Source organism: Tardiphaga sp. 215_C5_N2_1 (genome assembly GCF_052076055.1).
Taxonomy (GTDB): domain Bacteria; phylum Pseudomonadota; class Alphaproteobacteria; order Rhizobiales; family Xanthobacteraceae; genus Tardiphaga; species Tardiphaga robiniae.
The window spans coordinates 2,768,412-2,781,796 of sequence record NZ_CP197240.1 but is presented as its reverse complement, the minus strand read 5'-3'; the positions used below and the strand labels follow the sequence as shown (position 1 = coordinate 2,781,796).

12 protein-coding genes and 1 other RNA gene are annotated in these 13,385 nt (G+C 62.4%); 7 read left to right on the top strand and 6 right to left on the bottom strand.

What is annotated here, in order from left to right:
- Nucleotides 1-10: 10 nt before the first annotated feature.
- On the bottom strand, nucleotides 11-1,996 hold the full coding sequence (tkt, locus tag AB7828_RS13290) for a transketolase (protein ID WP_092144871.1): 1,986 nt from the start codon (nucleotides 1,994-1,996) through the stop codon (nucleotides 11-13).
- Between the two features lie 309 nt (nucleotides 1,997-2,305).
- On the opposite strand from tkt, the gene AB7828_RS13285 reads away from it, so the two are divergent.
- From AB7828_RS13285 to AB7828_RS13265, 5 genes are all read left to right on the top strand, one after another.
- Nucleotides 2,306-2,635, top strand: coding sequence for a DUF4164 domain-containing protein (locus AB7828_RS13285; RefSeq protein WP_439091924.1), 330 nt, complete (start codon nucleotides 2,306-2,308; stop codon nucleotides 2,633-2,635).
- A 6-nt stretch (nucleotides 2,636-2,641) separates the two neighbouring features.
- Nucleotides 2,642-3,025 carry a cell division protein ZapA gene (locus tag AB7828_RS13280; RefSeq protein ID WP_068735170.1) on the top strand — a complete coding sequence of 128 codons (384 nt, stop codon included), beginning with the start codon at nucleotides 2,642-2,644 and terminating at the stop codon, nucleotides 3,023-3,025.
- 61 nt (nucleotides 3,026-3,086) lie between these two features.
- Nucleotides 3,087-3,246, top strand: a non-coding RNA gene (gene ssrS / locus AB7828_RS13275) — 6S RNA.
- 130 nt (nucleotides 3,247-3,376) lie between these two features.
- Entirely contained in the window at nucleotides 3,377-3,964 is a 588-nt protein-coding gene (locus AB7828_RS13270) for a 5-formyltetrahydrofolate cyclo-ligase (RefSeq protein ID WP_441232241.1), read from the top strand.
- 1 nt (nucleotide 3,965) lies between these two features.
- Entirely contained in the window at nucleotides 3,966-4,790 is an 825-nt protein-coding gene (locus AB7828_RS13265) for a TIGR00282 family metallophosphoesterase (protein ID WP_441230383.1), read from the top strand.
- A 6-nt stretch (nucleotides 4,791-4,796) separates the two neighbouring features.
- On the opposite strand, the gene AB7828_RS13260 is transcribed toward AB7828_RS13265, so the two are convergent.
- From AB7828_RS13260 to AB7828_RS13240, 5 genes are all read right to left on the bottom strand, one after another.
- Entirely contained in the window at nucleotides 4,797-6,143 is a 1,347-nt protein-coding gene (locus AB7828_RS13260; protein WP_441230382.1) for a c-type cytochrome, read from the bottom strand.
- Nucleotides 6,140-8,344 carry a molybdopterin cofactor-binding domain-containing protein gene (locus AB7828_RS13255; protein ID WP_441230381.1) on the bottom strand — a complete coding sequence of 735 codons (2,205 nt, stop codon included), beginning with the start codon at nucleotides 8,342-8,344 and terminating at the stop codon, nucleotides 6,140-6,142. The genes AB7828_RS13260 and AB7828_RS13255 overlap by 4 nt, the downstream gene beginning before the upstream one ends.
- A 9-nt stretch (nucleotides 8,345-8,353) precedes the next feature.
- On the bottom strand, nucleotides 8,354-8,815 hold the full coding sequence (locus AB7828_RS13250) for a (2Fe-2S)-binding protein (protein ID WP_441230380.1): 462 nt from the start codon (nucleotides 8,813-8,815) through the stop codon (nucleotides 8,354-8,356).
- 305 nt (nucleotides 8,816-9,120) lie between these two features.
- A complete protein-coding gene (ppk2, locus tag AB7828_RS13245) occupies nucleotides 9,121-10,047 on the bottom strand; it encodes a polyphosphate kinase 2 (RefSeq protein ID WP_092144861.1) in 927 nt (308 codons plus the stop codon).
- A gap of 599 nt (nucleotides 10,048-10,646) precedes the next feature.
- Nucleotides 10,647-12,347: a methyl-accepting chemotaxis protein gene (locus tag AB7828_RS13240; protein WP_441232240.1), complete on the bottom strand. Its 1,701-nt coding sequence runs from the start codon at nucleotides 12,345-12,347 to the stop codon at nucleotides 10,647-10,649.
- A 62-nt stretch (nucleotides 12,348-12,409) separates the two neighbouring features.
- On the opposite strand from AB7828_RS13240, the gene AB7828_RS13235 reads away from it, so the two are divergent.
- The gene (locus AB7828_RS13235; protein WP_158596842.1) at nucleotides 12,410-12,556 is read left to right on the top strand and encodes a hypothetical protein; all 147 of its coding nucleotides are present in this window, start codon (nucleotides 12,410-12,412) and stop codon (nucleotides 12,554-12,556) included.
- Between the two features lie 27 nt (nucleotides 12,557-12,583).
- Nucleotides 12,584-13,330, top strand: a complete 747-nt coding sequence (locus AB7828_RS13230) for a YebC/PmpR family DNA-binding transcriptional regulator (protein WP_439062831.1) — start codon at nucleotides 12,584-12,586, stop codon at nucleotides 13,328-13,330.
- Nucleotides 13,331-13,385 lie beyond the last annotated feature (55 nt).

The following is a 13,385-nucleotide window of genomic DNA, read 5'->3' as shown; positions in this document are numbered from 1 at the left end:
TCCGATAGAGTTAAGCCGCGTTGTGCTTGCTGGTTGCAGCCTCGACCACGGCCTCGGCCGTGATGCCGAACAGCTTGTAAAGCTCCTTGGCCGGCGCGCTCGAGCCGAAGCCCTTCATGCCGATGAAGGTGCCATCGTGTCCGATCACGGCATCCCAGCCGAACCGGACCGCGGCTTCGACGGCGATCTTGATCGGCGCGTCGCCGATGATGGCCTTCTGGCGCTCTTCAGGCTGCTCCAGCAGCAGTTCGAGCGAGGGGACCGATACGACCCGGGTCGCGATGCCCTTGTCGGCCAGTTGCTTCTGCGCTGCGACGGCGATCTCGACTTCCGAACCCGAGGCGAAGATCGACACGGCGGCTTTGCCCTTGGCCGCGATCAACTCATAGCCGCCAGCGGCGCAGAGATTGTCGTCGTGATGCGTGGTGCGCACCGGCGTCAGGTTCTGGCGCGACAGGGCCAGCATGGTTGGGCCGTTGGTCTTCTCCATGGCGAGCTGCCAGCATTCGGCAGTCTCGACCGTGTCCGCGGGGCGGAACACGCGCATGTTCGGCATCGCGCGCATCGCGGCCAGATGCTCCACCGGCTGGTGGGTCGGGCCGTCTTCGCCGAGACCGATCGAGTCATGGGTCATGATGTAGATGACCGGGATCTGCGCCAGCGCCGAGATGCGCATCGCCGGTCGCGCATAGTCGGTGAAGCACATGAAGGTCGCGCCGGCCGGGATGAAGCCGCCATGCAGCGCGATGCCGTTCATGGCTGCGGCCATGCCCATTTCGCGAATGCCGTAGTGAATGTAGCGACCCTTGAATTCGCCGGGCTTCACTTCGATGGCGCCCTTGGTGCGTGTGTTGTTCGATGGCGTGAGATCGGCCGAACCGATGACCATTTCCGGCACGACCTGCACCAGCGCTTCGAGCGCGAGTTCGCTCGCCTTGCGGGTCGCGACGGTCTGCGGCTCGGCAATCAGCTTCTTCTTCAGCGTGAGGATCGCGTCCGCCATGGCTGTCGGTCGAACGTGATCGTTGCGGCGGGTGAATTCGCTGCGCTTGTCGTCCGGAAGGGCATCAAAACGCTTCTGCCAGTCCGCGTGCGCCGATGCGCCCTGCTTGCCGACGTTGCGCCAAGCCTGCAGGATATCATCGGGCACCTCGAACGGGCCGTAATTCCAGTCCAGTGCTTTCTTGGCGCCTGCGAGTTCTTCCGCGCCGAGCGGTTCGCCGTGGGCCTTCGAGGTACCGGCGCGGGTTGGTGCGCCAAAGCCAATCTTAGTCTTGCAGGCGATCATCGATGGGCGGTCGGACGCCTGCGCTTGCTTGATCGCAGCGGCGATGGCGACCTGGTCGTGGCCATCGACATGCACGGCATTCCAGCCATGGGCCTTGAAGCGTGCGACCTGATCGACGCTGTCGGCAAGCGACAGCGGACCGTCGATGGAAATGCCGTTGTCGTCATAAAGGAAGATCAGCTTCGACAGCTTGAGATGACCGGCCATGGCCAGAGCTTCGTGGCTGACACCTTCCATCAGGTCACCATCGGAGCACAGCACGTAAGTGTAGTGATCGACGATATCGCCGTATTCGGCGGCCAGCATGCGCTCGGCGAGCGCGAAGCCAACGGAGGTGGCGATGCCCTGACCGAGCGGGCCGGTCGTGGTCTCGACGCCCGAGGTATGGAAATTCTCGGGATGGCCGGGGGTCTTCGAATGCAGCTGACGGAAGTTCTTCAGCTGGTCGAGCGTCATCTCCTTGTTGCCCGTCAGATAGAGCAGGGCATAGAGCAGCATCGAGCCGTGGCCGGCCGAGAGGATGAAGCGATCGCGATCCGGCCACTTCGGATCGGCCGCGTCAAATTTAAGGAACTGTGTGAACAGCACGGTGGCGACGTCGGCGGCGCCCATCGGCAGCCCAGGGTGACCGGATTTGGCCTTTTCCACGCCGTCCATGGCGAGGGCACGAATCGCGTTGGCCATTTTCGAGTGATCAACCTGCGCCATGTCGGTTTCCGTCTAAATTGAAGGGAATGGAATATTCTGCGTCCGCAAGAGGGGCGGTCTGCAGCGAGATGTTGGGATCGCTTAGGAGAAACTGGTGGATAGCATCTGGGTTCCTGGGAGTCCAAGGTCTCCCGGACAGTTCTGGTCTGTGGATATCTACCGGCGGTTTTTGTCGGCTTTGCGGTGCATAGCTTTTAAGCTTTGTTGCGTCCGGCTCGCTTGCAACCTAAGTTTCAGGGCCTAAAGGCTTGCGGAGCCGTGGTTTTTGAGCTCCGGTCGCATCACACCCAAGGTCCCGCGTAACCCAGTATGATCGAACGCCCCGCCCATCTCACAGCCTCCGATCCCGCCAATGGCGGTGCGGCCGAGATCGACGCTGCCACGCGGCGGTTGATGGCAGCGCTGGATGCTCTAGAAAGTGCGGTCGAGCGCCGCCGTGAGGCGGATCGCGACGAGGATGAGCTGGCCACCCGCATTCAGGCGCTTGGCGCCGACCGGTCCCGGCTGGCGGATGAGCTTGATGGCACGCTGGTGAAATCGCGCCGGCTCGAGCGTGCTAACCGCGAGATCGCCGACAAGCTCGACACCGCCATCGGTACCATCCGCGCGGTGCTGGCGACTGACAACGCGCATGAGTAAAGCGAGATGAGCCACGTCAACGTTACAATCAATGGCCGGCAATACCGCATGGCCTGCGAGGAGGGGCAAGAAACCCGCCTGCTGCGGCTGGCGGAAAGTCTTGAATCCCGCGTCGAAAACCTGCGCGGCAAATTCGGTGAGATCGGCGATGCGCGGTTGACGGTGATGGCGGCGCTGACCATTGCCGACGAACTGGTCGATGCCAATCAGCAGATCCGTGCCCTGCAGGAAGAACTCGCCGCATTGCGCGATGTGCGCGTTGTCGCCGCGGATCGCGCACGGGCGACGCAGACGGCGGTTGCCGCGGCCCTGAATGCTGCGGCAGAGCGGATCGAGAAGACCACGCAGGTGCTCAACCGCACCATCGGCGGCGGTGTTGCTATTGGATAACGCAGGCTTTGATGCCAAGCGGGCACTGGCGCATCCGTCTCATAACCCCTACATTGCTCGGGCGAGGCTGCGTCGCGCGTCAGGAGCCATATATCCCCGGGGCCTTATCGATCCTTCAGGGAACTGTCCCTGACCAGGTCCGTGGACCTGGTCACATGGTGCCCACCTACTTTCGTAGGTGCTCCGGGATCGAGTGCTTCAACGGCCATCGTGGCTTCGCACTTTCACTTTCTTGATGGGGGCGGCCCTTTGCGTGGCGTTTGCCGTGCAATCTTGGCCTCGCTCGCCAAAGATGATCGCGAAGACCGGTCCTGCGCTTCCGCAGGCTTTGCGGACAGCATATCGTACGGCATGTCCGACAAGCCGCCCCCTCCGACAAAGATTGAGCTCCGCATCGCCGCGCTGGCACGCCGCACGGCGCTGAGCGAGGCCGAACGGTCGGCAGCCGCGCAAGCCATCGCAGCGCGTGGGCTGCCTTTCCCTGTCAGGGCCGGTAGCATCGTCGCCGGCTATTCTCCCATCCGCAGCGAGATCGATCCGATCCCTCTGATGCAGCATCTCGCCGCCCAGGGTGCGCGACTGGCGCTGCCGGTGATCATCGCCCGTGATGAGCCCCTGATGTTCCGGATCTGGAGCCCGAGTGATGCGCTGGTGCGCGGTTCACTGGGCATTCCGGAACCAGCACCGGAAGCGCCACCACTGATTCCCGATATCCTGCTGGTACCACTCGCGGCATTCGACCGCGCCGGCCACCGCATTGGCTATGGCGCGGGGCATTACGATCGCACCTTCGCGCAACTGCACGCCATCAAGCCATTTATCGCCGTGGGCGTGGCCTTCGACACCCAGGAAATCGAGGCCATTCCCATGCAACCACACGACGTGGCGCTGGATTATGTGCTAACCGAAACCCGGACGATCGATTTTCGGAGCATCTGACTTGCGTATTCTCTTCATCGGCGACGTGGTCGGCAAAACCGGCCGCGTGGTGATCCTCGAAAAACTGCCGGGCCTGATCCGCGACTGGAAACTCGATCTTGTCATCATCAATGGCGAGAACGCCGCCGGCGGCTTCGGTATCACCGAGACGATCTATAATGATCTTATCGACGCTGGCGCCGATGCGGTGACGCTCGGCAATCACGCCTGGAATCAGAAAGAGGCGCTGGTCTTCATCGAACGCGCGCCGCGTCTGATCCGTCCGTTGAACTTCCCACGCCACACACCGGGCCGTGGTGCCGCGCTGATCGACGCCAAGAACGGTGCACGTGCGCTGGTGATCAACGCCATGGGCCGCGTCTTCATGGAGCCACTCAACGATCCGTTCAGCGCTGTCGGCAAGGAGATAGATGCCTGTCCGCTGGTGGAAGCCGCGGACGCCATCGTGGTGGATTTCCATGGCGAAGCCTCGAGCGAAAAGCAGGGCATGGGTTACTTCTGCGATGGCCGCGTGAGCCTCGTCGTCGGCACGCATACGCATGTGCCGACCGCCGATCATCAAATCCTGTCCGGCGGCACAGCTTACATGACCGATGCCGGCATGACCGGCGACTATGATTCCGTGATTGGCATGCAGAAGGAAGAGCCTGTCAGGCGCTTCACGACCGGCATTCCCTCCGGCCGTTTCGAGCCGGCCTTCGGCCCGGCGACTTTGTCGGGCGTTGCGGTCGAAACCGATGACAAGACCGGCCTCGCATCACGCATCGCGCCGGTGCGGCTCGGTGGCCGCTTGTCGCAGGCCGTGCCCGAGTTCTGGCTGACCTAGTTCGGCCTACTGCTCCGTCTGCTTGCGTAGATTCGCGACATCGCTTGCCGTGATCTGCGATCCCCTGCTGCCGAAGCGCGCGGTCACGTAATTCGCGACAGCCGCGATCTCCGTATCTGAATGGCTCTTGCCAAAGGCTGGCATCGACAGCGCGCCTTGCGGCGTATGCCGCTTGGTGCCGGAGATCACGATCTGCGCCACGTTCGTCGCGCCGGGATCGTTAACGGCCCACGCGCCAGTCAGCGTGGCCATGGGCGAGAGTGCGCTCTCGCCTGTCCAGCCATGGCAGCTCACGCAGGCGCCCTGGAAGACCGTCTTGCCAAGCGCGTTCGCCGTCATGCCGTCCCTATGCGAGGGCGGTGCGGGTGGCGCGAGTTTCGCGGGCAGATCAGGTGAGGGCACCGCCGGCACCGTGCGCAGGAATGCGACCATCGCCTTGATATCCGTCGGCGCCATCTTGCTGAAACTGTGGTCCACCGCTTCGCCCATCGGCCCCGACGCGGTGCCGTGACCCTTGGCATGCCCGATCGACAGATAGGAAACGACATCGTCGTCGCTCCAGCTGCCAAGGCCTGTCGTCTTGTCCGAGGTGATATTGAAGGCCCGCCATCCGGCGGTCAGGGCGCCAGCGAATTTCTTACGGTTGTCGAGCGCGAAGCCGAGATTGCGCGGCGTGTGGCATTCGCCGCAATGCGCCAGCGCCTCGACGAGATAGGCGCCCCTGTTCCATTCCGGGCTTTGCGACGTATCGGGTTCGAAGCGCGTATCGGGATTGAAAAGCGCCGACCAGAATGTCATTGCCCAGCGCTGATTGAACGGAAAGGCCAGCGTATTCTCAGGCGGCGCTGCGCGCACCGGCGCGAGGCTGAACAGATAGGCCTTGACCGCGAGCGTGTCCGCATCGGTCATATAGGTGTAGGACGTATAGGGCATTGCCGGATAGAGCCGGGCGCCGTCGTGGCGCTTGCCGCTTCGAACGGCGTCGAGAAACTGCTGGTCGGTGTAGTTGCCGATGCCTGTCTCTTTGTCCGGTGTGATGTTAGTCGAATACAGCGTGCCAAACGGCAGTTTGAATGCGAAGCCGCCGGCATATTCCTTGCCGCCGGGCGCAGTGTGGCAGACCATGCAATCCGCCGCACGCGCGAGATATTCACCGCGCTCGATCGGGCTGGCGCTGGTCATGTTGGCGGGAACGCCGGTCGGATTGGCGCCCTTGTAGTCGGCCAGCGCTACCTTCGGCCCACCCGAGAAGGCCATCGGTCCGGGGCCGCGCACATAGAGCGCAGCGCCGGCTGCAGCCACGACACCGATCACAATGACGCTGCCGAGAATGCGACGTGCGGCGGGCGTCATGACTTCTTCCTCTCGGCGATCGCATCACGGTCGATCGGCATCCTGCGCAACGCAACGCCAGTCGCGGCATAGATCGCATTGCGCAGTGCCGGCGGGCCACCGATCACGCCGCACTCGCCTATGCCGCCGGGCGCTTCGCCGCTCTTGATGAGGTGGACATTGATTTTTGGCATCTGGTCGATTCGAAGCATGCGATAGTCGTGGAAATTGGACTGCTGCACGCGTCCCTTCTCGACGGTGATGTCGCCATAGAGCGCGGCAGTGAGGCCGAACACGATGCCGCCTTCGATCTGCGCCACTATGGTGTCAGGATTGACAGCGATGCCGGTGTCGACCGCCACGTTGACCTGACGCAGACGAATTTCTCCCTGCGAATCGATCTCCGCTTCGACCACGGTCGCGATCGAGGTATCGAAGGTGGGCTGGATGCTCACGCCGCGTCCGACGCGCGCCGGCAGCGGCTGACCCCAGTTGGCCTTCTCTGCCGCGAGATTGAGGGCCGCCAGCATCCGCGGCGCCTTGCCGAGCAAGTCACGCCGGAACGCGACGGGATCCTTGCCGGCCTTGCGAGCGAGCTCATCCATGAAGCTCTCGATCGCGAACACGTTGTTGTTCGGGCCGACGCCGCGCCAGAAGCCGGTCGGCACCGCCGGCGGTTCGACACGGACATATTCACACTGGAAATGCGGGAAGTCGTACGGCTGGTCCGCAGCACTATCGATGGCGTCGATGTCGATGCCCTTCTGAAACGCAGGCGGCAGCCAACGCGCGATCACGGCCGAGCCTGCGATCTTGTACTTGAAGCCGACCACTTTGCCGTTGGACAGCGTCGCCGAAATGTTGTCGCGATAGACGGGGCGATAAATGTCGTGCTGGATGTCCTCTTCGCGGGTCCACACTACCTTGACCGGTCCATTGACCTGCTTGGCGATGCGGACTGCCGTTACCACCATGTCAGGCTCAAGCCTGCGGCCAAAGCCACCGCCGATCATGTGTTGGTTGACCATCACCTTGTCGACCGGCAAACCAGCGGCCTTGGCAGCCTCGGACTGCACCCGCGACATGATCTGCGTGCCCGTCCAGACCTCGCAGGAATCTCCCTTGAAGTGCACCGTGCAATTCAAGGGCTCCATCGTCGCATGCGCAAGGAACGGCATCTCGTAGGACGCGTCGATCCGTTCGCCGGTGGCGAGACCCTTGGCGATGTCGCCGACGGATTTGGCGATTACGCCGTCCGTCTCGCTGGCCGTGCGCAAATGCGCCCAGATGTCCTTCGAACTGATCTTGGCGTTGGGCCCTTCGTCCCAGGTGATATCGAGCGCTTCGAGCCCGGACTTGGCGGCCCACATGTGATCGCCGACCACGGCCACGAGGTCGTCGAGCACCACGATCTGCCGCACGCCCGGAATTTTCTTCGCCGCACGGTCATCGACCTTGGCAACTTTGCCGCCGAACACCGGGCATTGCGCAAGCGTCGCGAATGTCATGCCCGGCACCATCGCGTCGATGCCGTAGATCGTCTTGCCGTTGACCTTGTCCGGCGTGTCGAAGCGCTTCAGCGGCTTGCCGATCACCGAGAAGTCTTTCGGGTCCTTGAGCGCGACCTCTTTCGGCGGCGTGAGCTTGCCGGCGGCGTCGCACAACTCGCCATAGGACAGTTTGCGCCCGCTGGCCGTATGCATCACTTGCCCATTCGACGCCGTGCAGCTCGCAGGTTCGACCTGCCACTGTTCGGCTGCGGCTTGCACCAGCATCGCACGCGCGGTTGCACCGGCATTGCGCAGCGGTTTCCAGAATGCGCGCACCGAAGTCGATCCGCCGGTCGCCTGGATGATGAAAATCGGATTGCCGTAGAGCTTGTCGCTGGGCTGCGCATGTTGCAGCGTGATCTGCGCATAGTCGGCGTCGAGCTCTTCGGCGAGGATCATGGCGATGGCGGTATAGATGCCTTGCCCCATCTCGACTTGCGGCATCACCAGTGTCGTCTTGCCGGTAGTGTCGATGCGGATGAAGGCGTTGGGGGCGAATTTGCCCTCCGTCGTATCGGGAGGTTGCGTCGGCTCATTGGCCGCGCGGACCGGAAGCTGGAAGGCGAACATAAAGCCGCCGGCAAAGGCGCCAGCGAGCAGATTGCGCCGTGACAGGCCAGAAGGCTTGTTTGCAGGACTGGCCGCAACAAGCATGTTGTCTGCAAGTTTCATGGCCGACTCCTAGGTTTGCCGTTCGGAGGCAGCATGCTTGATGGCTTCACGCACCCGGACATAGGTGCCGCAGCGACAGATATTTCCGGCCATGGCGGCATCGATGTCAGAATCGTCAGGGGTTGGCGTAGAAGCGAGGAGCGCCGCCGCTGACATGATCTGCCCGGACTGGCAGTAACCGCATTGAATGACTTCGAGGTCGAGCCAGGCTTTCTGCACCTTGGCGCCGACCGGTGTGGTGCCGACGCCTTCGATTGTGGTGATGGCGCGTCCGCTCACCGCACTGACCGGCAGCAGACAGGAGCGCACGGCCTTGCCGTCGACATGCACGGTGCATGCTCCGCATAGCGCTACGCCGCAGCCGAATTTCGTGCCGGTCATGCCGAGAATGTCGCGCAGCACCCAGAGCAGAGGCATGTCGTTTGGTGCGTCGAAGGACTTCTGCTCGCCGTTGATGTTGAGATTTGCCACAGTGAGACCCCCGTTTGCTCGACTCGATGATGCAATGGCGAATGGTTCGTCATCGACCAACGACGGTACTATAGGCGTACGGTCATCATTTCAAAAGCAGCAATAAGATGCAGCAGGACTATACATTGGTTTGTATGGTTTGTATGTCGCGCGAGCGTGTCTGTCGGATAAATCGCGGTAAAATCTGCGCGACGTCATCCGACGCCCTGTTCGTGGGCGTCGGATGACTTTTATTCAAAAGAATATTGCGGTTGCGTTAGGCTCGGCCTGCCCGAAAAACGTCACGCGATCTGCCGGCTGTGGGGCTAGTACCGCTCCGGCACATACATTTCGGCTGGCACCGGCGTGCGGTGATAGTCGGGATTGCGCACGCGTGCAGGCAGGACCACAGGCGGATGCTCGACCTCCTGATAGGGAAGCTGTTCGAGCAGATGCGCGATGCAGTTCAGGCGCGCCTTCTTCTTGTCGACGGCCTGCACCACATGCCACGGGGCTTCCGGAATATGCGTATGCTCGAGCATCGCTTCCTTTGCCTTGGTGTATTGCTCCCAGCGGGTGCGCGCCTCGACATCCATCGGGCTGAGCTTCCACTGCTTGAGCGGATCGGCGATGCGCATCGAGAAGCGCAGGTGCTGCGCTTCATCGGTGATCGAGAACCAGTATTTGACCAGGATGATGCCCGAGCGCACCAGCATGCGTTCGAATTCCGGCACCGAGCGGAAGAACTCCTCCACGTCATCTTCGGTGCAGAAACCCATCACGCGCTCGACGCCGGCGCGGTTGTACCAGCTACGATCGAACAACACGATCTCGCCGCCGGCGGGGAGGTGCGAGACGTAACGCTGGAAGTACCATTGGGTGCGTTCGCGCTCATTCGGCGCGGGGAGTGCGGCAACGCGGCAGACGCGTGGATTGAGCCGCTGGGTGATCCGCTTGATGACGCCGCCCTTGCCAGCGGAATCGCGACCCTCGAAGATCACCACGACCTTGAGCTTGTTCTGCTGCACCCAGCTCTGCAACTTCACCAATTCGCCCTGCAGGCGGAACAGTTCCTTGAAATAGAGGCGTCGCTCGATGGTCTCCGCCGGGCTGTGGTCGGACATTTCGTTGGTCAGGGCGTCGAGACGATCGTCATCGATCTCGAGCTCGAGTTCTTCGTCGAAGCCGTCCAGCATCTCTGCACGAATGCGGTCGTGGATTGCTTGCGCGTCATCGAGGGAATGTTCGGTCATGGCAGCTCCGCTTGTATCGAATGGGTTCACGGTTATGGACCGATGCAAATGTCAGCGGTGTGACACTGCCTCCCAGGCCCGGGGCGAATGGGCAAATGGCCCCAATGGGTCTCGCCGCCGCTGTCCATGCAGGACGGGGTACCGCAAGCCGAAATTCAACTACGCGTGATTGGCGCTACCTTGAGAGCCAAGCGTGCGCATCTGAGGTCGCGGGGCTCGTTGACCAAGGAAAAATGTGATGAATAAATTCATTCTGTTGGGCGCCGTTTTACTGATCGCCGGCACTGCGAGCTGGACCGCGCAGGCCAAAGACGGGCATAGCGCTGCCAGCAAGCATCGACGGATCATGTCCTCTCACGCGCGGTATGAGGGAAGCGCCCCCGTAACGGTCTATCGCGGATTTGGTGCCGGCCCCGGTTCATATGGATACAGCGCGCCATATGGATATGGCGGCGGTTCATACGGCGGAGATGACAATGCGGAAGGCCGAACGAGCGGCGGCTAGGACGCCTTGGCAGTTTCGGCTGCTAGCCCACTCGCAGACGGAATAGGCGGCGCTGCGCCAGGTCTCAGGTGGCAGCGCCGTGTGCAAACCCAAATCATAATTTGTACGCCGTGCGGAAGCCGCCCCAATGGCGTCCCTGTATGCGCACAGGCACGTCGATCTCGCGCATCATCACGGTCTGGCCGTTGCCCATGTCGCGGGCATAACTCTGGATCAGGTAGGAACGTGTATTGCGACCGGCGGCCAATCCAGCCGGATCGTTGAAGATGCGGCGATTGCGGCAGTTGGCCGTGTTCCAGGCGACATCACCCGGGCGCTGCGGCTTGGAATAGATGCTGTTATGTACCGGTAGATAGCCGTTGCGGTCGATCATGGCGCAGAACGCCATGCGGCTGTCCTTGGCGAGAAATGCATCCTGGAATTCGGGTAGTGCGCGGTCGGCCCAGCCGAGAATCTTTGTCCGGTACTGCACCGGACTGGAGCCAGGGATTTCGACGTAGTTGTCGTCGAACATGTCGTCGATGCTGATAGCGCCGGATGCAATACCGTCGGCAAAGATCTTGTTGAGCACGGCGCCGGCGTCGATGGCGCGGGTGACGAATTCGGTGTTCTCGTCATGGATCGCCCATAGTCGGTCTTCGATCCGGCTGATGAGAGCCCCGTCGGGCGCGACGAACAGTGCCTGTGCGCCGGCGGGGGAATGTTCGGCAATGCGCAGGCGGCAGGGGCCGACCTCGCTGAGTTCGGCAGCAACGATGTCGTGCAACGGAAGCCGGTTCGCGTCCGGTCCGCCGATGAGAATGCCGTCCATCGAGATTTCATAGACCGGCGCGCTGATGTGGCCGCCGCGTGCCTGAAGATCGACATTGAGGTGACATGGCAGCTTTTCGCGTCGGCGCTCGTCTTCGCGCTCGCTTTGTTTGAGCAGCACCGCGCAACGCGACTTCAGCCGCGAGGCAAACATCGTCACGGCCTGGCCGGCCTGCGCGACATGCTCGCCATGGGCAGCGGCTTCCTTTGCAGCGCTATCGATTTCCGCGGCACTGTTGCCGACCGAGACGATGAACTGCGAGGCGGTGGTGGCGTTGTGCGACATCTCGCTGGTCGTCGCGTTCTGCTCGGCGACCGCGCCGTTGACATTGGCAAAGACCGGGCGGATCGCGTCGATGGCGGTGGAGATGCGATGCACGGCGTCGACCGAACTCGCAGCGTCGCGCTGCAGGGTGTCGATCTTCTTCCTGATCTCTTCGGTGGCGTTCTGCGTTTGCACCGCCAGCGCCTTGACCTCGGTGGCGACGACCGAGAAGCCGCGGCCTGCAGCGCCTGCGCGTGCCGCCTCGATGGTCGCGTTCAGTGCCAGCATCGTTGTCTGGCGGGCGATCTGCGCGATCAGCTCCAGCACATTGCTGATCGCGGCCGAGGAGTCGCGCAGCCGGTCCACATTGGCGCTGGCTTCATGGGCGGCGGCGCCGGCCTCGTCCGCGAGCCGGCTGGCATCGCGTACTTGGGTGCCGATGCCCTCGGCCGAATGGGTGAATTTGTCGGCGGCCTGCGCAAAGGTTGTGGCGGTGGATTGCGCGGCGCTGCTGCGGTCGGCCAGCACGTCGGTGCGGGCGCGGATGGCGGAGAGGGTGGTGGCGGTCGATTCGGCGCCGCCGGCGACGGATGTCGCGGCACGCTCGAGCTGGCGGATAAGCGCGCCCAGCTCGAGTTCCAGCAACTCAAGGATGTCCCGAGCGGTATCTGGTTCAGGATGCTGCGGTGCCACAGAAGGTGCTGTGTTTTCAGCAATCATCACCACTTCAGCCGCTTCCGGTCGCCGCTTGCGGAACAGTCCAAACGCCATCGGTGACCCCAATGAATACAATCTATGCGGGTAACCTTGCACCTCGGCGTGAAGTGATGGTTAAGGTCGGTCGCGGTATTGCGAAGATCTGCCGGATTCGGCTGCAAATTTTTGATTTTGCCGATTTCGCGGCCTATAACCCCGCGCCGCAGCCCTAAATACCCTGACGCTTCAAGAGAGACCGCATGGCCGGACATTCCCAATTCAAGAACATCATGCACCGCAAGGGCCGGCAGGATGCCCAGAAGTCCAAGCTGTTCAGCAAGCTGGCGCGCGAAATCACCGTCGCTGCCAAGATGGGGACGCCAGACCCGTCGATGAATGCCCGGCTGCGCTCCGCCGTGATCGCCGCCCGGCAGGAGAACATGCCGCGCGACAACATCGAGCGTGCCATCAAGAAGGCGATCGGCAGCGATGGCGAGAACTACGATGAAATCCGCTACGAGGGCTACGGCCCCGGCGGCGTCGCCGTCATCGTCGAGGCGCTGACCGACAACCGCAATCGCGCCGCCTCCGACATCCGTTCTTACTTCACCAAATCTGGCGGCAATTTGGGCGAAACCGGCTCAGTTTCCTTCATGTTCGACCATGTCGGCGTGATCGAATATGACGCCGACAAGGCCTCTGCCGACGACATGCTCGAAGCTGCCATCGACGCCGGCGCGGATGACGTGGTGTCGGGCGAGGGCGGCCATGAGGTCTATGCCTCGCAGGAGACGTTCCGCGAGGTTGCCAAGGGACTGGAAGCCAAGTTCGGCGAAGCCCGCAAGGCGGCGGTGATCTGGAAGCCGCAGAATACGCTCTCGGTCGATGACGAGACCGGCGAAAAGCTGATCAAGCTGATGGACCTGTTGAACGAGCATGACGACGTGCAGAACGTCTACGCGAACTTCGAGGTGTCCGACGCGCTGATGGCCAAGATGGGCGGCTGAGCAGGGGCTCAGCTTCCCTCTCTTTCCTTTGGGACGGCTTCGCGTTTCTATTTCG